A 24,177-nucleotide genomic window follows, 5' to 3' on the forward strand; every position below is an offset into this window, starting at 1 on the left:
TTATAAATAATTTAAATAGATAAGATTAATCGTAATATTATAGCAAGAAATTATAAAGAAGACTAAACACAAATATTAACAATCAAACAAATTAAGTTAAAGCCATATATCTAAGCTAATAGACTGATGATACAAGCAAAAACTACCAAACTTTAGTCAAATAATGACATCAAAGCTACAAGAGTATAAAACAAACAAAATATAAAGCGGCGCTGAAAGTATTTTCAAATCAGCTACCAAAAAGACAAATAGCACTGGTAAAACTCCCATAAATACTGCTATTGAAATATTCTGCGTAATAGCTATAAGCCACACTAAATCTTTATAATTTATAAAATCTTATTTAAGACTACAATCATATAATTTGTATTTACCAAACCATTAACAATTACAAATAACACTATAAATAATAATGCAACAGCAGACTTTGCTAACAATTATATAGCTAGTGTATAAGTGTAATTATCGCCAAAATTATACCTAATACTTGCGTATTTTTATTACCAATAATATCGCCAAGGTATCCCACCAGCTAATACAGCTAATGCATATATTGCATAAGTTACTATAGTTGACATATACAGATATTATAACCTTATCAAAACCAAGGCCCTTTTAGCAAAATGTTAGTAAAAACACTATAAACATTGAGAGAAATATCGCGCAGTAGCTGCAACAGTCAAAACACAACTAAAAGTAGCTTAATATTGTTTTTTAGCAACTACTAAGTCACGTTGATCAGTAAACTCAGTAACTAATATTTCTTGAATTAAAGCACGCCAAAAATAGCAAAAATAAGATAAATGCACTATTGTATAATAGTAACATTGATATCTGTAAGGCGAATAAACCAAAAATATGAAAATCAAAAGTTCTCCAAAATACTACCAATACTTAATATAATTACTGACTTAATACGCAAAATATACTTTTAAATTTAATTAACTAACCAAAAACCTGTAAACTATACTTAGGTTCAAGAAACTCATAAATACCATCATCAGAACCTTCTCTACCAAGTCCTGACTCTTTGATACCACCAAAAGGTGCTTTTTCATTTGATATCGATCCTGTGTTTATACCAACCATACCATATGCTAAAGCATTTCTAACTCTTCTAATTTGATTGATATCACTACTAAAGAAATAGCTTGCTAAGCCATATTTTGTATTATTTGCTCGTTGGATAACCTCACCTTCGGAATCAAAACAAAAAATAGCAATAATAGGGCCAAAAGTTTCTTCACAACTTGCAACCATGGTATCTTGCATATCAGCTAAAATAGTAGCTTCATAGAAATTTCCACCTAATTCTGGGTTTATCCTACCACCACATACTAACTTAGCTCCTTTTGCTAAAGCATCATCTACATGCTGTTGGACTTTCTCAACTGCTGTTTTATTAATTAAAGGACCTATTTTAACATCAGTATCCAAACCATTTCCTTGCTTGAGATTCACAAGTGCGGTTTTTAATCTAGTGATAAACTCTCTATTGATAGAATTATGCACAAAGACTCGATTTGGTGCTATACATACCTGACCGGCATTTCTAATCTTAGCTGCGATAAGACCCTCTACGGCTTTTTCTAGATTAGCATTCTCAAAGACTATAAATGGTGCATTGCCACCTAGCTCTAATGAAACCTTTTTGACAGTTTCTGCTGCTTGTTGGATTAGTAGCTTACCAACTCTTGTAGATCCAGTAAAAGTTATTTTTCTGACCAAACTACTTTTTTGTAGTTCTTTACCAATGATGCTTGAATCACCACAAATTACCTGCAAAAGACTCTCATCAGCTCCAGTAGCGATAAAAAGCTCTCTAGCTGCAAGTGCTGTAAGAGGAGTTAGCTCTGATGGCTTAAGTATAATACTACAACCAGCAGCTAATGCTGGAGCTGCTTTACGCGTAATCATTGCAAACGGGAAGTTCCAAGGAGTAATTGCCGCAACCACACCAACAGGATAATAATCAACTCTACCTTCAGCATTACTAATATTAGGATCAAAAACACGTGAATCTATTCTTTTGGCTTTCTCAGCATACCATTGAATAAAATTTGCACCATATTGAACTTCGACTTTTGCCTCGGCTAGTGGCTTTCCACTTTCTAGTGTGATAATCTCTGCTAAATCGTCAATATTATTTATAACTAAATCATACCACCTTGCTAAAAGCTTTGATTTTTCAGCAGCAAGCTTATTCCTAAAGGCGTTTTGAGCATGTTTTGAAACTAGGATACTATCTTCAACATATTGGGCTGATTTTTCTTCAAGATTACATAGAACTTGATTAGTTGCAGGATTAACTACCATAAAGCTTCTATTACCAGCAAAAGAATATTTACTTATTACTTTGTTTAAAATGTTATTAGACATAAATACTCCTAAATTCATATTGCTTGAATAGCTGTAATTGCAATTGTATATGTTATATCATCAACAGTTGCCCCTCTTGAAAGATCATTTACAGGTTTATTGATGCCTTGCAACACAGGTCCTATACTTAAGACATTAGCGCTCCTTTGGACTGCTTTGTATACTGTATTACCAGTATTTAAATCTGGAAAGATCAATACTGTTGCTCTACCTGCAACTGGACTATCTGGAGCTTTTTTCTTAGCTACACTTTCAATCACCGCAGCATCATATTGAAGTGGGCCATCAACCAATAACTCTGGAGCTTTTTGTCTAAGCAGCTCTGTAGCCGTACGTACCTTTTCAACTGGCACACCTGAGCCTGATGAGCCTGTACTATAACTAATCATTGCAACACGCGGTTCAATACCAAATTTCTTTGCAGATTCAGCACTTTGGATTGCTATATCCACAAGCTGCTCGGCTGTAGGATCCTGGTTTACAGCACAGTCACCAAACACTACTACCTCATCAGGCATGCACATAAAAAATACTGATGACACTAAAGAAGAGTTTGGCTTAGTCTTAATTAGCTGTAATGCTGGCCTAAGTACATCTGCTGTAGTATGTTCAGCACCTGAAACTAGTCCATCAACCTCACCAAGATAAAGCATAAGTGTTGCTACTACTATAGGGTTTTTAAGAGCATCTCGAGCCATACTTTCAGATAAGCCTTTATGCTTTCTAAGACTCATTAACGTATTTAGATATTTTGTCTCAGCTTGATCATCAATACTGACAACTTGTATATCCTTAGGAAGACTAAAACCATTCATCTCTGCTACTTTATGGATTTTCTCTCTATTACCTATAAGCACACATTCAGCAAGACCTTGCTCATAACAGTTTTTTGCAGCTTGCAAGGTTCTTGGCTCATAACTCTCTGGTAAGATAATTCTTTTTTTAGCTTTTGTTGCCATTTTTAATAGATGATATCTGAATGCCGGTGGCGACATCACTTGATGCCCAATAACATCTGCCGTAATGGCAATAATTATTTTATTTCTATCTAGTGAGTTACAAATAACCTCTTTGACCCTCTGAATACGCTCTTTATCATCAAGAGGTAAACTCATCAGATCAATATTAGCAATTCTTAAAATAGTTTTGACACTTTTATTTTTAGTAGTAAGAATTGCTAGGCCAGCTTTTTCAGCAGTTTCAACACAAAGCTCTCTGACTTTATCATTAAGATACTCTTCAGCAGTTAGCAAAATACCAGCGATTTTCATACCATTTTGTGCAGCTAAGCATACTGTAACGAGAATATCAGACCTATCAGCAGATGTTATCACTAAAGAGTTTGGTGTTAAATCATTAATAAAATTATCAACCCCTCTTGAGCACATCATAACTCTATCAACACGCGCTTCTAAGCTTACTCTTGATATAAGATTTAATTTAAGAATATTTTTAATATCTAATATTCGTGGTGAAGTTTTTTCGTGCTGCCACTCTACAACACCTATCAGACTTAGACCTTTTTGTGCAAAAACTGGTAATTCTCTGAGCATGTCTATAGTTACTTGATGCTGTTGCTCTGACGAAATATCCTCATCTGTTAAACTAAAACTTATTCTACCATCATCTTCGTATGGCTTATTTAATTTTGTGATTATCGCCCCAATTATATTAGTTTGTTTTGGCAAACTACACATTGCATAATCTAGCTCATCATTGATATCAATTAATGGCTTGTTACCATGATATGAAGTTATAATTACTTCTGAACTTAAAGCCTTAATGATTTCTGTATTTAGCTCATCAACAATAGCATTTATTGCGTATAGTTTGTGAGCATTATTACCCTGTCTAAATAGACCAGAGATTATTATAAAATCAAAATCTTGTGACTTTTTATAAAACTTATTTAAAACAACCTCAACATAATCTTTAACACGATTATTAAGTAAGTACTCCTGTATATTCTCGATGCTCATTTGCATATCATAAATAGGATGGAATGAGCAAACTTTTAATCCTTTTTGCTGTAATGCGTATACCATACTACTTGCTAATAAGCATAAACCGGTATGTTTTGAAGTTGGAAGAATAAATATAGATTTTTTCATATAAACTCTTATATTAAATTTTGTGTTTCTTGAGCAATCATAAGCTCTTCATTAGTCGCTACCACCATTATATTATGGCTATTTTTGCTATTTATGAATGTCTCAGAATTAGTATTTTTTTGGTGATCTATCTCAAAACCAAGATTTGTTAGCTTAGCAATAATATTCTCACGGATATTAGCGGCATTCTCACCAATACCTCCTGTAAATACTAAAGCATCTAAATTATTAAAATAAATCATATAACTAGCAACAAACTTTGCCACTCTATGGCAGAAGATCTCTATCGCTAATTGTGCTAAATTATTATCTTTAGCAGCAAGTTGTGAAACTTCACGCATATCACTATGACCGCAAATACCTAGTAAACCACTTTGCTCGTTTAGTATATTTGTAATTTCTGTGACACTACAACCAAGGTTATCGGATATATATGCAAAAATACTAGGATCTATACAACCTGAGCGAGTTCCCATTACAAGGCCATCTAGGGGGGTAAGCCCCATACTTGTATCTACACTTTTACCATCAACAACAGCTGTAATACTACAGCCATTACCTAAATGCGCTACTATGACATTGGCTTTTTGTTGAGCTAGGATCTTTGCTGCCTGCTGTGATACATATTTATGCGAAGTACCGTGTGCGCCATATTTACGAATATTATGCTTGTGTGTCAGCTCATAAGGTATTGCATACTCTGCAATATAACTTGGCATGGTTTGATGAAATGCCGTATCAAACACAGCTACCTGAGGTAATTCTGGAAATATTTGCTGGCAAAATGTTATGCCCTCAATATGCGCTGGATTATGTAATGGAGCTAACGGAATACAGGCTTTCATTTTTTCTAATGAATCAGCATTTATCACTACAGATTTAGAAAAATACTGTCCACCATGAACTACCCTATGGCCAATTGCAACTATTTTTTCTAAATGATTTTTTTCTACCAAAAAACCTTTGAGCATTTCAAATACATCTTTGTAGCAACCATTTTCAAGATGTTTTTCAACTTTATGTTCAGATTTTAAAACTACTTTACAATTTTTAGTAGCAATATTTTCCGCAAGACCTATAACTAAGGATTCTGAAGTATGTGAATTTATAAGCGCAAATTTAACTGAGGAACTACCACAGTTTAATACTAATATTTCAGGCATATCTAGACTAAGAAATAAATAAGAAATGATAATATTATATACTAATCTAGAAGATAGTAACACCTTGGTATAGTATTTTTAGTAATGAGTATTTTGTCAAAAACTAGAATGGAATATCATCATCAAAGTCAGATGAATTAATTTCTGCAAAATCAGGCATATTATCTTGCCTTGGTGGTTGCTGCTGATTTTGGTTAAAGTTATTATTTGATTGCTGATTGAAGCTGGATGTATTTTGGTAATTTGCTCCTCCTTGAGAACTACCACCACCAATAAATTGAAAATTGCTCGCAACTACTTCAGTTGTGTATTGCATATTACCGTTTTTATCTTGCCACTTATTCGTGCGTAATCGACCTTCGACAAAAATCTGTGTACCCTTATTTGCATACCTTTGGATAGTCTCAGCAGATTTACCAAATATAACAACTCTATGCCATTCTGTAGTTATATTCTCTCCCATACCATCATTAGTTGCGATACTTAAAGTTGTTACAACAGTACCATTTTGTGTAGTTCTAACTTCTGGATCATTACCTAATCTACCTAGCAAAATAACCTTATTTACAGTTCCTTTAGCCATTTTAACTCCTATATTCTTTATAGCTACTCATTATTACAGCTTACAGTAAAAATGCTGTTGTTATAAGTATTTAAAATAATTTTTTGCTATTTTTTTATAAAAAACAGCTTGAGAAATTATCATCAAAAGCCACAAACCAAACTAATCATACACTTTTGAACTACTCAAATTTGACTAATTTTGCTTAAGGGCAAAGTTTATCTCATCAAAGTCAAAACCATTATATATCAAGTAATTTATAGCTTTTTGCTTAAGCTTAAAATCTACTTGTAATTTATTGATATCTTTATACTTTTTACTCAAGCATCGCTTACAGAGCTCAAACCAATCTACTTCTTGACCCTCAAGACAACTTTCAACCAGCTCTAGTGATAAACCTTTTTGATAAACTGCTGTGTTTATAATACGTTTCTTACCTCTAAACTTGGCAATTTCACTATTTATAAAGATACGAACAAACCTTTCATCAGATAGCCATTTATTTTGCTCAAATTCATCTAAAAGACTATTAACCTCAGTTAGAGAAATATTGTCGCGTGAAGTAAGTTTATCAAAAAGTTGTTTGCGTGAATAATCTTGCTTTGAAAGTAAGTAAAGAAGATAGTCTTTTTCTTTAGATGAGGTCATCTTGAGTAGCTGTTGGATTTACTTTAACTTTGGTTTTAGAATCTTCTTTAGAGTTGTCATTAGCATCTTTGTTAGCGTATTTATTTGGGAGTAAAAGTTCTAAAATAGTTTTTTCAATTTCATCACGTTCAGTAGTATGTTCTTTTAAATACTCTTTTGACTTTTCTTTACCTTGACCAATCTTTTTGCCCTTATAGCTATACCAAGCACCAGATTTCTCAATAATGCCATACTTAGCACCTAAATCAATAAGTTCAGCCTCAAGAGAAATACCCTCGCCATAAATAAGCTCAAAGTCAGCTTGTTTGAAAGGTGGTGCAACTTTGTTTTTGACAATTTTAACTTTTATCTCATTACCACTGACATCTACACCATCTTTAATACTGCCACCTTTCCTAACTTCAAGTCTTACCGAAGAGTAAAATTTAAGCGCATTACCACCAGTTGTAGTTTCAGGGTTACCAAACATCACACCAATTTTCATACGAATTTGGTTGATGAATATTACTAGTGTATTTGAACGTTTAATATTCGCCGTAAGCTTTCTTAGTGCTTGTGACATTAATCTTGCTTGTAAACCCATATGTGAGTCACCCATATCACCTTCAATCTCAGCTTTTGGTGTGAGCGCCGCAACGGAGTCAATTACCACAATATCAACTCCTCCAGAACGCACTAACATATCAGCAATCTCTAAAGCTTGCTCACCTGTATCTGGCTGTGATACAATCAGATTATCAACATCGACACCTAAAAGCTTAGCATATTTTGGATCTAACGCATGCTCAGCATCAACAAAGGCAGCTGTGCCACCTTGCTTTTGGCACTGTGCAATAGCTAAAAGCGTCAGTGTTGTTTTACCTGATGATTCATGTCCATATATCTCAATAATTCTACCCTTTGGATATCCACCTATTCCTAGTGCCACATCAAGAGCAATAATACCTGAAGGTATAACATCAATATCATGAGCAGCTTCTTGATCGCCTAGCCTCATGATAGAGCCTTTACCAAATTGTTTCTCAATTTGTGATAAGGCTGATTCTAGAGCTTTTTCTTTACTCATATTGGTAACTCCTATTAATTTCTTAGTGTTGTTTGTTATCTGCTGACTCTTTCAATGAGTCTTGATACATCACATCAAAATTTACTGCAGATAAACATAGCTGCGGGAATCCACCACTAATCACTAAATCTGAAATTGCTTCACGCGCATAATGGTAAAGAATATTTGGACAAAATGCTTTTTTAGCGTGCTCAATTTGAGCTTCTTGCATATTAGCAACTGTAAAAATACCAGCCTGTTTAACCTCTGCCTCAAAAGCAACCATACCATCATTCTCAACCTTAACTTCAAGAGTTAAAACTGTTTCATAAGTGTTCTCTTCCGGAAGTTTAGTAGCCTCAACTTTTAGATCTGTATGAAGTTCAGGTTTCCAATTTGTAGTCCATATTTTATCAGAATTTGGAATAGAGAAAGAAATGTCCTTGACATATACTTTTTGGATTTGAAATTGAGGTTGTGCTTGCTGATCCATACTTATGATCCTTAATATTTTTTATAATATTTTACTTTGACAATGATTTAACTGGGTAACTAGCTTGTAGCCATGCTGCTAAGCCACCTTTAAGTAAAAAAACCTGCTCAAAACCTTCCTTATGTAACTGTTGCATAGCTTTTTCGGCATTATCTCCATATACAACTATTGGCTTAGTTTTATATTTAGAAAGCTTATTGTGTTTTATTGCAATTTCGTCAAACTGAATGTTTTGTGCACCTATAATATGTGCCTTACTAAAACTCTCCTGATCGCGTACATCTAGATAAATACCTCTGCCTTTATTGACAGTGATGACAGCATCAACAACAGATAAAGTAAATTGCGCTTTTTTAGTTTGAGTCAGCTCAAAAAGTATGTAAATAGCTAGTAACAAAATAAAAGATAAACAAAACAGTAAATTTTGTGATACAAAATAGCCTAAATTTTCCATAATCATAGTCTTTGTTTAATTATTTTTAATATCTGAACTAGATTATACATAGCTTTAGATATAAAAAAAAGCAGCTTTTGACTGGATTAACCTAAAAGGGTTTTAGAAAAAAAATTGATATATTGTTTTGAAAATTATTGCATCTTAGCTATAACATCTTTAGTAACATCGATACTATCAACATTATATAGGCTCATTTCAGCAGGCAAAATAGCATCAAACTGCTTCTCTTTAGCAACTTGTGCAGAAGCTTTAGTTAAAGCATCTTTAAATGCATCAGCATCATCAGAAGCCATTTTTTGAACTTGATTCATTAGATTTTGGTAGTCTTTCATAGCTTTTTCAAGATCTGCTTGAACTTGTTGCTTATCTTGACTTTCTACCTTATCAGCAGCTTGAGCATTTTTTGTTTGAACATCACCTTTTTCTTGTGTGTATGCATTTACTTTTTCTTGTAAAGTAGTAATGTTTTGCTTAAGTTGATCCATTTGTGGCTTAAGTTTTTTCTCATCAGCTGTTACTTTTGCTTTACCAAGAGGAGAAGTCTCAAAAATATCTTGCACATTAGCAAAACCTACGCCACCAGCCATAGCTGTAGTTGTAGATACCATTAAACCACCAACGATTATTGCTCCTAGTATAGTTTTTCTCATAATTTTTCTTCCTTGTTTGTTTAGTTATAACACATAATACAATATACGATTATAATCATGGTTATTGTGTGTTTCAATACTTAAAACAATTATTTTAGGCTAAAGCTAGTTTCTGAGATGGCCTTATAATAAAGACTATTGCCTAGTTTCTGTGATACTTCTGTTAAAAAACCAGGGGGTTGAGTATAGTCGATAATATTAATATTATTGAACTTTTCACGCCTAAGTTGATCAACCGAAGCAAAACCATCTATCAAACCCATTTGCTTTGCTTGAATACCACTAAAAGGTTCGCCTGAGAAAGTTGTATCCATAGCTTTATCTTTTAGCCTATCACCTCTAGAGTTCTTAACTGCTGTTATAAACACCTGATGAGTTTCATCAAGAAGTTTTTTAAATTGTTTTGTCTGTTGTAGCTTTTGTGGAGAAAACGGATCTAAGAAATCCTTGTTTTTACCTGAGATGTATGTTCTACGCTCAATACCTAACTTATCCATAAGCCCTGTAAAACCAAAACTACTACCAATAACTCCTATTGAACCAACTATTGTCATCTTGTTAGCATAGATGTCTTTTACTCCAGCAGCGATATAATAACCACCACTAGCACAAACATCAGTACATACAGCATACATAGGGATACTTGGATATTTATGCTGTAAGTATTGCATATGAGAGTATATCTCATCAGACTGTACAGGCGATCCTCCAGGGCTATTTATCTCAATGATTACACCTTTTACTAATTTATTTGCATAAGCATCATCAAGGCTTTTATTGATCCTCTCTGTATTAGCTTCAGCATCCTCAGCAATTACTCCATTAACTTTTACTAAAGCTATGTGCGGCGCAAATTTTTCTAGAGAACTAAATAAACTAGGAACTATCAGTAACAGGGCTAAGATAATTATTAATCGCGTGACAAAGCGCCAACGTTTCTTACTCTTAATATCCTTTAGATAAGCTTGAGCTAATTTTTCTAGTGTTGTATTGGAAATTTTATTTTCCATTTTATCTCCATATTTGTTAATATTTCACTAATAATTTTAAATCTATTTAGCAAAAAATCATAGGGATAATACTAATAAATGCCAAAGTGACAAAATTACGCTTAAACAATATCCAAAAACTATCTTCTTATGCTGTGCCAGATGTATTTCACTAAAATCATGAGAATACTTTTTTTTAAAAAAAAGAGACTCCAAGAGTTAAATCTATCACAAAATGGCCATATACTTATAGAACAAAACATACTGTCTAAGATCTGTCAAAATGGATCCATAGCGGTAGTTCATCCTGATAATATCTGGTATCACTCCTGCAGTCCTAGAAGAAATTATCCAAAAACATTTAATCGGTGGAGAAATAGTCGAAAAATATGTTTTCAACAAATAATAACTTCTAATTTCACTTCTCAGCACGACTCAGGTAAATATTGGTTGCTATTAATAATTTAATAAAAACAATTCTAAGAGTTGTTTTGTTTAAGGAGAAAGGAGAGTATGGAAAGATATATAACTGGAGATTTTTTTTGATACTAGCAAAAATGCTACTAATGTTGCTGAATATGGTGTTGCAAGACTTGTAGATTTAGGAATCACCCATTCTTTTTGTGTGCCTAGAGATTTATAATTTGCTATAGATAGCACCCTAGTCAATAATCCTAAATTACAGAAACTAAATGCTAATTATGCAGCTTATGGTTTTGCTCGAGTAAAAGGTGCAGCAATTCTTTCAACTACTTATGCTGTTAGTGAACTTAGCTCCATAAATTAAATGGTGTGATGGGTTCAAAAGCTGAAAATATTGTAGTATTTCACCTTATTGGTTAATCAAGTGATATGAATTTCGCTAAAAGTAAAGTAAGTTCATAACACTCTATTGGTAACTTCTTTAACATATCAACTCAAGCTACTTGCGTATCTACAGTTATAACTCCAGATAATGCTAGTAGATAAATTAATCGCGTAATTGCTGAGGGATTTAAACAGCGTAAACCTACATATATTTCTATATCCCTAGATGATAGTAAAAACCAGTCACAGATAAGGCGCCTATAGATCCTAATTGTCATTAGCTCACTAGTGATTAACACAATTACAACAAGCTTGTGATTATTAATTGCTAAGCTTAAACAAGCTAAAAAAAGTAGCACTAACCGCTATTAAACTTAATAGATTTGGCTTGACACATAAAGCAATCAAGCTAATCGAAAAGCTAAATATTCCTTTTGCCATAATGCCTCATGATAAAAGTGTAATATCTGAGCATCAGTAATAATTATGTAGGTTTTTATGCTGGTTAATTGTTAGATCCAAAAACTGCAGTATGTAAGCTACTGATATCATAATAAACCTAGGCGATGCTTTATAGTCAGACTTTAATACTTCTGGCTTTACCAATAATCTAGATTTAGACAAGGTCATAAACCTTGCACTAGTGTTCGTTAAAATAAAAGATAGCTACTTCAAAATGTCTACTTACCTTAAGACAAGCTCATACAAGAAGTACCTGCTATAGATTTATAAAACTGAGTATACTAAAGTCCCAACCACACAATATATACTAACTGATAAATATGTAACTTTATATAACCAAATTAGCCTTTTATAGTAAGTACAGATCATATCGTTAGGCTGGCTACTCCTGCGGCTTTAGGAGAGTTGCCTTATCCCACAACCATGGTTCTAGAACTACCTTAATCACAGGTGAAGGCTCACACCAGCTAATCCTTAATATATATTGGTGTTATGGTTAGATATGATGTAAACCCATATTATCATTACGTGTGAACAATGTGATAGCTTTACTGTTGAAAGATCTCTAGAATTAGATCCCAATCCAAGCTATGATTATATTACTCAACTTAATTATAGCAAATTACCAGAAGCATTTAGTTGTAAGAGCTGGTTAACAATCAAAGTTAAATCACAAACACAATTAGCTCAAGCTTTAGAATAAGCACCATAAACCCAAAGGGGTATAATATTGATGTTATTACTGATAAGTATGATTATGGACAAGCTTTTAACTTCTTTAATAGCCATCTTAAAGAAATGTATTGTGATACAAACTAAGCCTTTCTGATATATATTTTTTCAAGCACTTTTCTAAAAGAGATTCCTTGTATACAATATTGAAAGTAATACAGCTATAAATAAATTAACGAAAAATATGAAATATTCTACGCTCAAGAGGTATTTGATAAGTATAGTGCAATTGAGACTCCTCCTCTTAGCCCTGCCCAGGTTATAATCAAGTTATTCTCTAAAAAGATTTTCTTTATTGATATCTCAGTCAATAGCATTGAAATAGCCACGCCCAAATATCAAGCAAAAGGGATATTTAAAAATCTAGATTTTTTATCTCTAAATTAGATGGATTGCCACTACAAAAAGTAAATAACCAAATAATACCTTTAGTACTATAACATAGTCTTGAAATCAATACTATTTAACAAAATTATATGTCTGGTAAAGTAACTTAGGCTCTAACTCTATCAATACTACTAGCATAAATTATTAAAACACTAACCACCTTTAAATAGCTGCGATATCAAGCAAATAAAGAGTATACTGACCAAATTTCACTGTTAATATAATTTATTTTTAGAATCCATCTTGCTATACTAATAAAATAATCTTCAGGGCAGGGCGGAATTCCCTACCGGCGGTAACTGTTTTTAGCAGAAGCCCGCGAGCACTTTCTAATATGAAATAGAAAGGACAAGCAGATTTGGTGAAAATCCAAAGCCGACAGTTATAGTCTGGATGAAAGAAGATTGAGTAAAATTATAATCAAGATATTACTACTCTAACTGTAGAGATTGGTTTACTCTCAACCTGCCCTAACTGTAGAAAATTAAATGGGTAAATGAAAAATATCGATCAATATTATATGCAACAAGCACTCACTATAGCCAATAGAGGTAGACTCACAGTGTCACCTAATCCAATAGTTGGTTGCATAATAGTAAAAAATGGTGCTATAGTCTCAGAAGGCTGGCATGCTATGGCTGGTAAGGCTCATGCCGAAGTATATGCCATAGCCAAAGCTGGTACACAAGCTAGAAATTCTACTATGTATGTCACCCTTGAACCTTGTTGTCACCAAGGCAGAACAGGTCCTTGCACAGATACTATTATTAATGTTGGTATAAAAAAGGTAATTATTGCTACACTTGATCCAAACCCAAAAGTTGCTGGCAAAGGTGTCGACAAACTTAGAAATGCTGGCATAACAGTTGAAATCGGTTTGCTAGAGAAACAAGCACAAGAATTAAATAAAATATTTTTTCACTACCAAAAAACCAAAAAACCTTTTGTTTATGCAAAATGGGCAATGTCATTAGATGGTAAAATAGCTGTTAATGGTAATGATGAAAAAAAAATAAGTTCACACCAAGCATTTATATACACTCACCAGTTACGCAATATTTGTGATGCTATCTTAATTGGCAAGCAAACCTTAATTGATGATAATCCAACCCTTGATGTAAGAATAAATATTAACAAAATAAAGCATCCAACCAGGTTTATACTATCTAATCATCTCACAACTATAAATCATCATTGGCAAGTTTTAGATCAAAGTCATGCCAAGACGATTTTTGTTTGCTCAAAGATCTCTACGAAAGTAGTAACCAAGCTTAATCAGCTTGGTATTGAGTATTGGTTATTACCACAAAGTCAAAATCAGCTTTGTTTAGATAGTCTGCTTGAGAAGATGGGCAACATGGGTATAACTAGCCTACTTATTGAGGGAGGCAATAAAACCTTGCTTAATTTTACCAGCCAAAAGCTTGTTAATGAGTTTTATACATACTTAGCTCCGGTAATAATAGCTGATTACAACCCTAAACAACAGTTAAGCTTCAATCAAGTCTCTATGGGCGAGGACATAATAATAAACTCTTGTTTTAAGGAAAATGTTAATGTTTAATGGTATAGTTCAACAACTAGGAACAATTAAAAAAATAATAGCTAAAGATAGTCTAAAAACTTTTTGTATCGAATTTGAAAATAGTCTTAAATGCAACATTGGAGATAGTGTCGCAATTAATGGTACTTGTCTTACTGTTACAGCGCTTGATAAGCAAAATTTAACAGCAAATTTTAATGCCGTACTAGAGACACTTAAAAAAACTAACCTTGATAACCTAAAGGAGAAGCAACTAGTAAATACTGAACTTGCAATGCGCTATGGTGATTATGTTGGTGGACATATGGTACAAGGTCATGTTGATGAGCCAGGGCAAATCAAAAATATTAATAATGTTGGTGGCGCATGGTTAATCGAAATTTCTGCTTCTAAAGAATTTCTAAAATACCTAGTAAAAAAAGGTTTTGTAGCTATAGATGGCATGAGTATAACTGTAATAGATGTACTTAAAGATTCATTTACTGTGACTTTGATACCACACACTATTGAGGTCACTATAACAAAAAACTATACTAGTGGTTCTATAGTAAATCTTGAAGCTGATGCAACATGTAAATATATCTACAAATATATACAAGGATTTAAAGAAAATGTTTAAACAAATAAAAAGTAATATTGAAAATGCCATACAAACTCTTAAGCAAGGTAAACCTGTAGTTGTACTTGATGATTACTATAGAGAAAACGAAGGCGATCTAATTCTACCAGGTCAAAAAGCTACAAAAGCAAATATTGCTTTTATGCTTGAGCACACTAGTGGCATCATTTGTTTGGCAATGGATTCAAAAAAAGCTTGCCAGTTAAATCTAACTCCAATGGTAGCTGCTGATCAAAATAATAACACTTTTACTACTCCTTTCACTATAACTATAGAAGCTAAAGAAGGTGTAACTACCGGAGTATCAGCAAAAGATAGAGCACACACTATACAAGTAGCATCAAAAGTTGATGCTAAAGCAGAAGAACTGGCTAGACCTGGCCATATATTTCCTCTTATCGCCAATGATAAAGGCGTACTTGGTAGAAATGGTCACACCGAGGCAACTGTCGATCTTATGAAACTAAGTGGTTTTAACAGTGCTGGTGTACTTTGTGAGCTTATGAATAAAGATGGCACAATGATGAAAGCTCCTCAGTTAGAAGCATTTGCTAAAAAGTATGATTTACCTCTTTTAACGATTGCAGAAATCTATCAATATCGCCTAGCTACAGAAATCTTTATTGAAAAAGCTGCTAGTTCTACTATTCCATTTGATCATGTTGGTGAGCTTGAAATAACAGTTTATAGGGATAAATTCAATGGTGAAGAAGTAGTTGTACTTTCTAAAACTACTAATAGTGAAAAGCCGCTAGTAAGAATGCACTCTTCATGTATAACTGGTGATTTATTTGGCTCTTTGCGCTGTGACTGCCAAGCTCAATTAAGAAAAGCTATGCAAATGGTAAGTCAAGAAGGTGGTTATCTAATATATCTAGACCAGGAAGGTCGCGGTATTGGTCTAACAAATAAACTTAAAGCTTATAACCTGCAAATGCACCAGAATATGGATACAATCGAAGCAAATGTTGCTCTGGGACTGCCTGTTGATGCCCGCAAATATGATCTTGCTATTCAAGTACTAAAATATAACAAAATTGATAATTGCAGACTCATATCTAATAATCCAAAAAAAATCTCTGCTCTTGAAATAGTTGGGATACAAGCTGAAGCTGTAGCTTGTGAAGCTTTTGTCAACTCTCACAACAAAAATTATTTAATGACTAAAAAAGATAAAATGAAACACACAATTAAAGGAATATAGGCATAAATTATGAGAAAACTAGCAATCATTTCAAGTGGATTTAATTCTTTAATAACTGAAAAAATGCTTGAAGGTGCCCTAGAAGAAGCATATGCCCAAGGCTTAAAAGATAGTCAGATTTGCATTAAAAAAGTCCCTGGTGCAGTTGAACTTCCATATGCAGCAAAACTACTAGCAGAAACTAAAGAATTTGATGCAATAGTGCTACTAGGTTGTATAATCCGTGGCGAAACAGACCACTATAATTATGTTTGCGATCAAGTAAGTTATGGCACACAAAAAGTTATGCATCAATATAATTTACCAGTAATTTTTGGTATATTAACCACCCATAACAAAGAGCAAGCCTTAGAAAGAGTTGGTGGCAAAAAAGGTCATAAGGGTAGATACTCCGTCCAAGCTGCTATAACTATGGCACAGATGAAAAAAGATATATTAGAACAAGGAGTATAAATATGTCTTTAGAAATTCTAAAGTACCCTCACCAAGTTTTAAGAGAGGTTGCTAAAGAAGTCACAAAAGATGAAATCAACTATGATTTACGCACAACCATAGCTGAGATGCGTGAACTAATGTTAAAAGCTGGCGGTATCGGGCTTGCAGCGATACAAGTTGGTATAAAAAAAAGATTCTTTATCATGTACGATAACTTAGAAAAACAAAATCCTGAAATAATCACTATCATTAACCCTCAAATAATTGAGCAAAGTGGTAAAATAATTGATGAAGAGGGCTGTCTTTCATTTCCTGGTATTTCCGCAAAGGTAAATAGAGCCACTACAGTCAAGATAAAGGCTCTTAATGAATTTGGTGATGAAATTGAGATTGAGAAAGATGGCTTTCTAGCGCGTTGTATCCAACATGAGATAGATCACCTTAATGGTATAACTTTTTTTGATCATCTTGGTTCACTAAAACGCAAAATGATAGAGAAAAAGTATAAAAAACTAATGCAAGAAAATACTATACGTTGATTTTTGATTATTTTTATATAATCAAGACTTTACTTTTTAGCAGCATTACGCAAGAATTATATCCTGTAACTCTACTATCAAATCATGGATTTAGTATGCGCAATATATTCAAAAAAATATCTTTAATATCATTACTGAGCATAATTATAGCGTCATGTGGTATGCTATCTAACGACGAGTTCGTTTATTTAGGTCATGGTAAAAACTATCCTGATTATCAGCTCTATTATGATAAGACACAAAAACTTTTCGTTCTAATTGATAAGAGAAATGGCTGTTTCCAAAAGAATGATACTGGTACTTGTCTTGCATTTACATTAAAGCAAGCACGCGAATTTAGGGAATATGTTTTAGCTAAGATGATAGAAATAGATCTTAGACTTGCTAAAGATAACTACGGAAGCTACACTATTGCAGAGCTACAAAAAGCTGGTATTACTACGGCCAATAAACCGATTAAAACTAAAAAAGTATATGCAACTCCGATTAGACAGATTGTCCTTGATAGAAAACAACAATATCACCTTGTTAGAAAAGAGTATGAAATAAATTCAAATCTGGTAGCGATGGTTGTTACTGATAAAGAAGGTAAGAAGCGCATAAAAGTTGCGTATACTGTCGATTTCCCTGGTTTAGAGAAAGAGTATAGTACTGAGCTTAGACCATTTATTATTGATCCAGAGTATTTATATACACACATGACTATTGATACTGTTCATGAAGCTCAATTCATGCAAAGTAATATTATGAAGAGTCAGACTAATGTTAAAAAAGAAGTTGATGAATATCTCAAAGATGTTGTCGACAATGGCAAAAAAGATACTGGTTATACTCACCAAGATATTGCAAGTAGTGTCGCAGCATTAGATAAAGATCTAATAACAAAAGTAAATGAACAGCACGAAGATAAAAAAGCTACACTAGCAAGTGGTAGTAGCGTTAGGAATATAATAAAAACTCCTGTCAACCAAAAATATAATGCTAATAGTGGTAGCACAATACAGGCTGCTACAAAAACTGCTCAAACTATACAAGCTAATACTGCAGATATACCTAAAGCAACTTTAGCAAGTGACAATAAAATAAAAAGTAAAAATAGTTCTAAATAATTACTCCACCACCTAGACAAACATCATCAGCATAAAATACTACTGACTGTCCTGGTGTGATTGCTCTTTGTGGCTGATCAAAAGTTACTTTAACCGAGCCATCACGATTTACTTCTACTTCACAATCTTGATCTTTTTGTCTATAGCGAATTTTTGCCGAACATCTAAACTTAGCTGCTGGAGCCATATCCGCTACCCAACTTAGTCCTATAGCTTGTAGTGACTGCTTAAATAGCATTGGGTGATCATGACCTTGCACAGCAATCAAAACATTATTTTCTAAATCTTTTTTTGCCGCAAACCACGGTATTTCTTGACGATCTTTTACACCACCTATACCAAGACCATGCCTTTGACCGATTGTATAATACATCAGTCCATCATGCATACCTATCTTGATACCGTTTTCATCGTGGATTTCACCTTTTTGAGAAGGTAGATACTTAGACAAGAATTCTTTAAACTTACGCTCACCAATAAAACAAATTCCCGTACTATCTTTTTTATCAAATGTCACAAGATTATTTTCTTTTGCAAGTTCTCGCACTTTAGATTTCTCAACACCGCCTATAGGAAAAATTGTTTGTCTTAACTGCTCTTGACCTAGTGTGTATAAAAAATATGTTTGATCCTTATTATCATCCAAACCCTTAACTAACTGTACTGAACCATCATTAGCTACTCTTGTGCGAGCATAATGCCCCGTAGCGATATAATTACCTCCTAGTAAATGCACATAATTTAAAAATGCTTTAAACTTTATTTCTTTATTACAAAGTATATCAGGGTTAGGTGTTCTACCAGCTTTATACTCTGTTAGAAAATGCTCAAAGACATTATCCCAATATTCTGCAGCAAAGTTGATCTTTTTGAAAGGTATGCCGATAGAGTCACATACAGTTTGAGCATCAGCAATATCTTGTTCTGCTAAGCAAAATTCATCCGTGTCATCTTCCTCCCAGTTTTTCATAAACACACCTGTTACATCATAGCCTTGCTGTTTCAAGAGCAAAGCCGAAACTGATGAATCTACACCTCCAGATATACCTACTATTACTTTTTTGTTTTGCATAATAAATCTATAAATTTTATTTTATAAGTATAGATAGGAAAGCTTCTTGAGGAATCTCAACAGAACTAATATTCTTCATTCTCTTTTTACCCTCTTTTTGCTTCTCTAAGAGTTTTTTCTTACGTGAAACATCGCCACCATAGCATTTTGCTAAGACATTCTTACGTAATGCCTTAACAGTACTTCTAGCGATAATAGTACCACCGATTGCTGCTTGAATCGCCACTTCAACCATTTGTCTAGGAATAAGTTCCTTTAGACGCTCAACAAGTTCTCTACCTTTATATTTAGCTTGATCTCTATGTACAATACTTGCTAAAGCATCAACCTTGTCACCATTTATAAGTACATCTAAGCGTACCATATCTGCAGATTCATAACGAATTAACTCATAATCTAGCGAACCATAGCCTTTGGTTATTGACTTAAGCGTATCAAAGAAATCAGACACAACTTCGATCATTGGCAAATCATAAGTTATCGAAACCTGATTCCCAACATAATTCATATTAACCTGAGAACCTCTTTTCTCAACACAGATATTAATTACACTACCAACATAATCTTTTGGAACGAGAATATTCGCTCTTACAATTGGCTCTTGTATCTCAGCTATTACTCCTAGTTCTGGTAGTTTAGATGGATTATCAACCTCTATAATTTCACCATTTTTTTTAAGAGCTTTATAAACAACTGTTGGTGCTGAAGTAATTAAATCAAGGTTGTACTCTCGTTCTAATCTCTCTTGGATAATCTCCATATGTAACATACCCAAGAAACCACATCTAAAGCCAAAACCTAAAGCTTGTGATACCTCTGGTTCAAAAAATAATGAGGCGTCATTTAAACTTAGTTTTTCTAGAGCTTCTCTAAAATCAGGATAATCATCTGAGCTTATGGTAAACATACCAGCATAAACTTGAGGTTGAACCTTTTTAAATCCAGGTACAGGTTTATCTGTTGGGTTATGTGCATGTGTGAGCGTATCACCAACTGAGGCACCGTGAATATCTTTAATCCCAGCAACGATAAAGCCAACCTCTCCTGCTTTGAGATGATCTAGATCTTTCATTTTAGGCGTAAATACCCCAAGTCTATCAACCTGATAAGTGACTCCCGTTGACATAACTTTTACTTTCTCACCTTTTTTGATAATACCATTTCTAATTCTAACTAAAGATACAACACCCAGATAATTATCAAACCATGAGTCAATAATCAACGCCTGTAATTTATCTTCTACACTTCCTTGTGGCGCTGGGACTTTGGCAACTATTGTTTCTAAAACATCCTCTACACCTATACCTGTTTTTGCGCTACATTTTGTTGCATCTGTAGCATCTATACCGATTATTTCTTCGATTTCTTGCGCTACTTTATCTGACTCTGCAGACGGTAGATCAATTTTATTTAATACTGGTATAACTTCTAGATTCTGTTCAATAGCGGTATAACAGTTTGCTACTGTCTGGGCTTCTACACCTTGAGCTGCATCTACCACAAGCAAAGCTCCTTCACAAGCTGCTAATGAGCGTGATACCTCATAAGAGAAATCAACATGACCTGGCGTATCAATGAAATTCAGCTGATATGTCTGGCCATCTCTAGCTGTATAATCAAGCGTTACAGACTGCGCCTTAATCGTAATCCCACGCTCTCTTTCTATATCCATAGAGTCGAGCACTTGCTCCTTCATTTCACGCTCACTTAGACCATTACAGATTTGTATAAATCTATCCGAAAGAGTTGATTTTCCATGGTCAATATGAGCAATTATCGAAAAGTTTCTGATATTTTTCATAATATTTAGCTCTTGTTACTATTAGAAAGTAATTGTTTATTTTAATAAATCCGTATACCTTATGCTACAAATTTAAAATGTAGTGATTGCGATATTTAAATAACTAAATTATTAGTCAATTATACTACAAAATATTGTTGACAAAAATGTACAATATATGCAAAATACTCCAGTTATTAGTTTATATATTTGTGTTTCTCACATATCACCTTAGAGAAACTTATGGCTATAAAAAGTTAAAAAATTAAAACTGGAGAATTAAATTGGCTAACTCAAAACAAGCAAAAAAGAGAATTATTCAAGCTGAAAGAAATCGTCAGCACAATGTTGCGCGTCGTTCAATGATGAGAACTTTGTTAAAGAAAACAGCTTACGCAATTGAAAAAGGCGATGTGGAAGCAGCAAAAGAAAACTTTGCTAAGGTTGTTCCTATACTAGATAAGTATGCTACTAAGGGTTTAATCCATAATAACAAAGCCGCTAGACATAAATCTCGTTTAAGCGCTAAAATAAAAGCTCTTGCAACAGCTGCTTAATCAGTAAATTTCGCCAAGATTTATCATCTTTTTTGAGTGTTATTTATATTACGGTAATTATTTTAAGTTTTAGAATACAGGATCCTTAGTTGGCGGTGCGTAGTTACCAGAAATACCTACTAGCCTGTCTTGGTTATTAAAGGTTAATATTAGTTTTGATTCACTAAACTGAGTATCTTGCATATTTTTCTTATAAGTATTTATATAAATGTATTGTTTAGGATTAAAAGTATCTATGATATCTGGAAAACCAAGAATATAAGTAACTTCACTTTTTGTCATGTTTGGTTTAATTTCAAAAAGCTTTTTGTTTTTTATTTCTTTACCTTGTTGCACAGGAGCTGTATATGGTTCAATAATCCCACATGCTGATAAACTAAACATGACTATTAGTAAACATAGATTTTTAGTTATTAGTTTAAACATCATTATACTAATCTTCTAAGCCTGCAAATAATTTTTGATCAATAATATCACATAAACAGTGAACTATGAGAAAATGATTTTCTTGAATATTTGCTATACTATCTGATGGCACTCTTAGCTCAATATCATCTGCATTATACATATTCTGAAGCCTACCGCCACTACCGCCGGTTAGTGCTATTACTTTCATTTCCAGATCATGAGCCTCCTCAACAGCACTAAGAATATTCTCAGAATCACCACTAGTAGTGATAACTAATAAAATATCATCTTCATTACCTAGAGCAGCTACTTGCTTTGCAAAAATTTGTTCAAACCCATAGTAATTGCCAACAGCTGTAATTGTTGCAACATCTCCTGTCAAAGCTATTGCTGGAAGAGGAGGTCGCTCCATCTCAAAGTGATTTAATAGTTTAGAACTAAAATGCTGAGCGATAACTCCAGAGCTGCCGTTACCACAAACTAGCACCTTACCACCATTTTCTAGACAAGAAACTATCGCTTTTGCAGCTTGTACTATAGCTGGTGGTAATGCATTAGCGGTCTCTATTTTAGCCTGAATACTACTTTCAAAATAACTATTGATTTTGTCTAAAGAAGTCATTGTTTTCTCTAAGCTTATCTCTTAAGAAAATTTTACTATATTAGATTTTTGATAGCTAGATCATAGATGCAATTTTATCTTTGTAGTCAAATTCTAGCTATCAATATTAAGCATATTAAAGGTAAAACTATACATATTACAAATAAAGCTCCAAACATACTGTAATGGTAAATAGCCCATTATAGAGAACCTTACTACTCCAGTTAACATATTTACAAAATTCATCGCACTAGAACACTCAATAGCATTATAAGCCAAATACGAAGCTGTAGGATATATACAAATTGCTTTTAAAGTACATCAATGTCATCAACACAAAAAATCTACATGGCGTAACAGCTCCAACAAGCTATACTACAAATAATAATATAAGCAAACTCATCATTGTAACTAGTGCTATGATCAAAATGCTTTCACTATTATATTTATTTACTATCTTAGCAACTATCAAATATCATATAACAATACCAATGATAGTCATAGTATTCCACAAACCATATTCAGCAAATACCCTCCAAGCAAACAAACTAGTATACCAATTAAATTAATCAACATCCACAATCTTAAAGTTACAACATCACCATAACGTTTAGTGATTGATCCATAAATTACCTGGCCTAGTACAAGCTCAATAAAAATATACTTACTTACCAACCATTCAACCGCTCTTGATGAAAGATCAAATTCTCTAGCAACATCAGGTAAAGCTGGATTTTGATTATAGCATATGTACTAGCTATGCTTATATATGTTAGTAAAATTATAATTTTATAAGTTTTCATATTTAATCTTTTCGAGAAAATTTAAGTATAAAGATATAGCAAATCAAAAAATATATTTTACAATGTATCTATATATTGACACAGGTTTAGACTTATTTAACAATGAATAAACATAAAAATATCATATAAGTTTATTTTAAATATTTTATCAACTATGTAATGACTAATACTGCAGCACTAGGGATTACAAAAGCTGCTGTGAGCCCCAATACTGTTAAGCAATTAGAAATAAGAACTAAAAGTGGACTTACTTAATAGGACAATACGCTCACTATCTTTAACTCATGAGAGTAAACTTTTGTTTAACTATTGCAAAACTATTACAAAATGAAAGTGACAATATTCGCTATTTAGCAGAGTCTTTTAGTAAAGATTCATCTGGTATTTTGAAAATAAGCACATCATCATTCTTTGCTAAAAATATTCTCATTGATCTTATACAAAAGTATTCAAACAAATTCACAAAAGTTCGTATTGAAGTGAATATTGAAGAAAAATGCCAGATTTTAGAACATAAAAAACTGACATAATTCTAGGTTTTAATAATTGGACACCTCCACAGAAGGCATAATTGCGCGTAAGATAGCTACGACAAGATATATCTTATGTGCTGCCCAGCTTA

Annotated in this window: 22 protein-coding genes, 1 pseudogene and 1 riboswitch; of the genes and pseudogenes, 8 read left to right on the forward strand and 15 right to left on the reverse strand. The window is 33.2% G+C overall.

The genetic code is table 11. The features are described 5' to 3' along the window. Positions 1-152: 152 nt before the first annotated feature. From FSC845_RS09940 to FSC845_RS01980, 11 genes and pseudogenes are all read right to left on the reverse strand, one after another. A pseudogene (locus tag FSC845_RS09940) lies at positions 153-788 on the reverse strand (MFS transporter); the annotation flags it as partial. Between the two features lie 157 nt (positions 789-945). After that, positions 946-2,379, reverse strand: a complete 1,434-nt coding sequence (locus tag FSC845_RS01935; protein WP_064461536.1) for an NAD-dependent succinate-semialdehyde dehydrogenase — start codon at positions 2,377-2,379, stop codon at positions 946-948. A 14-nt stretch (positions 2,380-2,393) separates the two neighbouring features. Then, positions 2,394-4,490, reverse strand: a complete 2,097-nt coding sequence (gene pta / locus FSC845_RS01940) for a phosphate acetyltransferase (protein ID WP_064461537.1) — start codon at positions 4,488-4,490, stop codon at positions 2,394-2,396. Positions 4,491-4,498: 8 nt separating this feature from the next. Next, positions 4,499-5,653 carry an acetate/propionate family kinase gene (locus FSC845_RS01945; RefSeq protein ID WP_064461538.1) on the reverse strand — a complete coding sequence of 385 codons (1,155 nt, stop codon included), beginning with the start codon at positions 5,651-5,653 and terminating at the stop codon, positions 4,499-4,501. A gap of 103 nt (positions 5,654-5,756) precedes the next feature. Beyond that, entirely contained in the window at positions 5,757-6,236 is a 480-nt protein-coding gene (locus FSC845_RS01950) for a single-stranded DNA-binding protein (RefSeq protein WP_064461539.1), read from the reverse strand. 174 nt (positions 6,237-6,410) lie between these two features. After that, entirely contained in the window at positions 6,411-6,863 is a 453-nt protein-coding gene (locus FSC845_RS01955; RefSeq protein ID WP_064461540.1) for a regulatory protein RecX, read from the reverse strand. After that, entirely contained in the window at positions 6,850-7,929 is a 1,080-nt protein-coding gene (gene recA, locus FSC845_RS01960) for a recombinase RecA (RefSeq protein WP_064461541.1), read from the reverse strand. Before recA ends, FSC845_RS01955 begins: the two co-directional genes overlap by 14 nt. A gap of 22 nt (positions 7,930-7,951) precedes the next feature. Beyond that, positions 7,952-8,401 carry a protein-export chaperone SecB gene (gene secB, locus FSC845_RS01965; RefSeq protein WP_064461542.1) on the reverse strand — a complete coding sequence of 150 codons (450 nt, stop codon included), beginning with the start codon at positions 8,399-8,401 and terminating at the stop codon, positions 7,952-7,954. A gap of 31 nt (positions 8,402-8,432) precedes the next feature. After that, entirely contained in the window at positions 8,433-8,855 is a 423-nt protein-coding gene (locus tag FSC845_RS01970) for a rhodanese-like domain-containing protein (protein ID WP_064461789.1), read from the reverse strand. Positions 8,856-8,989: 134 nt separating this feature from the next. Further along, positions 8,990-9,508, reverse strand: coding sequence for an OmpH/Skp family outer membrane protein (locus tag FSC845_RS01975; protein WP_064461543.1), 519 nt, complete (start codon positions 9,506-9,508; stop codon positions 8,990-8,992). A gap of 89 nt (positions 9,509-9,597) precedes the next feature. Continuing rightward, the gene (locus tag FSC845_RS01980) at positions 9,598-10,518 is read right to left on the reverse strand and encodes a S49 family peptidase (protein WP_064461544.1); all 921 of its coding nucleotides are present in this window, start codon (positions 10,516-10,518) and stop codon (positions 9,598-9,600) included. A gap of 2,625 nt (positions 10,519-13,143) precedes the next feature. Beyond that, positions 13,144-13,294: riboswitch (FMN riboswitch) on the forward strand. Positions 13,295-13,381: 87 nt separating this feature from the next. On the opposite strand from FSC845_RS01980, the gene ribD reads away from it, so the two are divergent. From ribD to FSC845_RS02015, 6 genes are all read left to right on the forward strand, one after another. Then, positions 13,382-14,449, forward strand: a complete 1,068-nt coding sequence (gene ribD / locus FSC845_RS01990; protein WP_064461545.1) for a bifunctional diaminohydroxyphosphoribosylaminopyrimidine deaminase/5-amino-6-(5-phosphoribosylamino)uracil reductase RibD — start codon at positions 13,382-13,384, stop codon at positions 14,447-14,449. Further along, a complete protein-coding gene (locus FSC845_RS01995) occupies positions 14,442-15,047 on the forward strand; it encodes a riboflavin synthase (RefSeq protein ID WP_064461546.1) in 606 nt (201 codons plus the stop codon). Before ribD ends, FSC845_RS01995 begins: the two co-directional genes overlap by 8 nt. Next, complete coding sequence (gene ribB / locus FSC845_RS02000) at positions 15,040-16,251, forward strand: 3,4-dihydroxy-2-butanone-4-phosphate synthase (RefSeq protein ID WP_064461791.1); 1,212 nt, start codon at positions 15,040-15,042, stop codon at positions 16,249-16,251. Before FSC845_RS01995 ends, ribB begins: the two co-directional genes overlap by 8 nt. A gap of 9 nt (positions 16,252-16,260) precedes the next feature. Further along, positions 16,261-16,704, forward strand: coding sequence for a 6,7-dimethyl-8-ribityllumazine synthase (gene ribH, locus FSC845_RS02005; protein ID WP_064461547.1), 444 nt, complete (start codon positions 16,261-16,263; stop codon positions 16,702-16,704). 2 nt (positions 16,705-16,706) lie between these two features. Next, positions 16,707-17,225 (forward strand): peptide deformylase, encoded by a 519-nt coding sequence (def, locus tag FSC845_RS02010; RefSeq protein WP_064461548.1) that lies wholly within the window; start codon positions 16,707-16,709, stop codon positions 17,223-17,225. A gap of 95 nt (positions 17,226-17,320) precedes the next feature. Then, positions 17,321-18,334, forward strand: coding sequence for an FTN_0109 family protein (locus FSC845_RS02015; RefSeq protein WP_064461549.1), 1,014 nt, complete (start codon positions 17,321-17,323; stop codon positions 18,332-18,334). Here FSC845_RS02015 and mnmA read toward each other — a convergent pair. Continuing rightward, a complete protein-coding gene (gene mnmA, locus FSC845_RS02020) occupies positions 18,327-19,406 on the reverse strand; it encodes a tRNA 2-thiouridine(34) synthase MnmA (protein ID WP_064461550.1) in 1,080 nt (359 codons plus the stop codon). The genes FSC845_RS02015 and mnmA overlap by 8 nt on opposite strands. A 16-nt stretch (positions 19,407-19,422) precedes the next feature. Then, positions 19,423-21,207, reverse strand: a complete 1,785-nt coding sequence (gene lepA / locus FSC845_RS02025; RefSeq protein ID WP_064461551.1) for a translation elongation factor 4 — start codon at positions 21,205-21,207, stop codon at positions 19,423-19,425. A gap of 263 nt (positions 21,208-21,470) precedes the next feature. Here lepA and rpsT point away from each other — a divergent pair, with 263 nt between their 5' ends. Further along, complete coding sequence (gene rpsT, locus FSC845_RS02030) at positions 21,471-21,743, forward strand: 30S ribosomal protein S20 (protein ID WP_064461552.1); 273 nt, start codon at positions 21,471-21,473, stop codon at positions 21,741-21,743. 69 nt (positions 21,744-21,812) lie between these two features. On the opposite strand, the gene FSC845_RS02035 is transcribed toward rpsT, so the two are convergent. Both FSC845_RS02035 and FSC845_RS02040 read right to left on the reverse strand, forming a co-directional pair. Beyond that, positions 21,813-22,169, reverse strand: a complete 357-nt coding sequence (locus tag FSC845_RS02035; RefSeq protein ID WP_082343474.1) for an outer membrane protein assembly factor BamE — start codon at positions 22,167-22,169, stop codon at positions 21,813-21,815. A 7-nt stretch (positions 22,170-22,176) separates the two neighbouring features. Continuing rightward, positions 22,177-22,773: a D-sedoheptulose-7-phosphate isomerase gene (locus FSC845_RS02040; protein WP_064461554.1), complete on the reverse strand. Its 597-nt coding sequence runs from the start codon at positions 22,771-22,773 to the stop codon at positions 22,177-22,179. 1,066 nt (positions 22,774-23,839) lie between these two features. Here FSC845_RS02040 and FSC845_RS09945 point away from each other — a divergent pair. After that, positions 23,840-24,085 (forward strand): hypothetical protein, encoded by a 246-nt coding sequence (locus tag FSC845_RS09945; RefSeq protein WP_227806623.1) that lies wholly within the window; start codon positions 23,840-23,842, stop codon positions 24,083-24,085. Positions 24,086-24,177 lie beyond the last annotated feature (92 nt).

Origin of the sequence: Francisella persica ATCC VR-331 (genome assembly GCF_001653955.1) — a bacterium.
GTDB classification, from domain to species: domain Bacteria; phylum Pseudomonadota; class Gammaproteobacteria; order Francisellales; family Francisellaceae; genus Francisella; species Francisella persica.

What these genes read in the sequence shown, in the direction of transcription:
- pta (WP_064461537.1), bottom strand. Translation starts at nt 4,490, where the DNA reads ATGAAAAAATCTATATTTATTCTTCCAACTTCAAAACATACCGGTTTA.
- FSC845_RS01995 (WP_064461546.1), top strand. Translation starts at nt 14,442, where the DNA reads ATGTTTAATGGTATAGTTCAACAACTAGGAACAATTAAAAAAATAATA.
- secB (WP_064461542.1), bottom strand. Translation starts at nt 8,401, where the DNA reads ATGGATCAGCAAGCACAACCTCAATTTCAAATCCAAAAAGTATATGTC.
- lepA (WP_064461551.1), bottom strand. Translation starts at nt 21,207, where the DNA reads ATGAAAAATATCAGAAACTTTTCGATAATTGCTCATATTGACCATGGA.
- FSC845_RS01935 (WP_064461536.1), bottom strand. Translation starts at nt 2,379, where the DNA reads ATGTCTAATAACATTTTAAACAAAGTAATAAGTAAATATTCTTTTGCT.
- mnmA (WP_064461550.1), bottom strand. Translation starts at nt 19,406, where the DNA reads ATGCAAAACAAAAAAGTAATAGTAGGTATATCTGGAGGTGTAGATTCA.
- ribB (WP_064461791.1), top strand. Translation starts at nt 15,040, where the DNA reads ATGTTTAAACAAATAAAAAGTAATATTGAAAATGCCATACAAACTCTT.
- FSC845_RS01980 (WP_064461544.1), bottom strand. Translation starts at nt 10,518, where the DNA reads ATGGAAAATAAAATTTCCAATACAACACTAGAAAAATTAGCTCAAGCT.
- def (WP_064461548.1), top strand. Translation starts at nt 16,707, where the DNA reads ATGTCTTTAGAAATTCTAAAGTACCCTCACCAAGTTTTAAGAGAGGTT.
- FSC845_RS02040 (WP_064461554.1), bottom strand. Translation starts at nt 22,773, where the DNA reads ATGACTTCTTTAGACAAAATCAATAGTTATTTTGAAAGTAGTATTCAG.
- FSC845_RS01950 (WP_064461539.1), bottom strand. Translation starts at nt 6,236, where the DNA reads ATGGCTAAAGGAACTGTAAATAAGGTTATTTTGCTAGGTAGATTAGGT.
- FSC845_RS02015 (WP_064461549.1), top strand. Translation starts at nt 17,321, where the DNA reads ATGCGCAATATATTCAAAAAAATATCTTTAATATCATTACTGAGCATA.
- FSC845_RS01975 (WP_064461543.1), bottom strand. Translation starts at nt 9,508, where the DNA reads ATGAGAAAAACTATACTAGGAGCAATAATCGTTGGTGGTTTAATGGTA.
- ribH (WP_064461547.1), top strand. Translation starts at nt 16,261, where the DNA reads ATGAGAAAACTAGCAATCATTTCAAGTGGATTTAATTCTTTAATAACT.
- FSC845_RS01955 (WP_064461540.1), bottom strand. Translation starts at nt 6,863, where the DNA reads ATGACCTCATCTAAAGAAAAAGACTATCTTCTTTACTTACTTTCAAAG.
- FSC845_RS02035 (WP_082343474.1), bottom strand. Translation starts at nt 22,169, where the DNA reads ATGTTTAAACTAATAACTAAAAATCTATGTTTACTAATAGTCATGTTT.
- recA (WP_064461541.1), bottom strand. Translation starts at nt 7,929, where the DNA reads ATGAGTAAAGAAAAAGCTCTAGAATCAGCCTTATCACAAATTGAGAAA.
- ribD (WP_064461545.1), top strand. Translation starts at nt 13,382, where the DNA reads ATGAAAAATATCGATCAATATTATATGCAACAAGCACTCACTATAGCC.
- FSC845_RS01970 (WP_064461789.1), bottom strand. Translation starts at nt 8,855, where the DNA reads ATGGAAAATTTAGGCTATTTTGTATCACAAAATTTACTGTTTTGTTTA.
- FSC845_RS09945 (WP_227806623.1), top strand. Translation starts at nt 23,840, where the DNA reads ATGAGAGTAAACTTTTGTTTAACTATTGCAAAACTATTACAAAATGAA.
- FSC845_RS01945 (WP_064461538.1), bottom strand. Translation starts at nt 5,653, where the DNA reads ATGCCTGAAATATTAGTATTAAACTGTGGTAGTTCCTCAGTTAAATTT.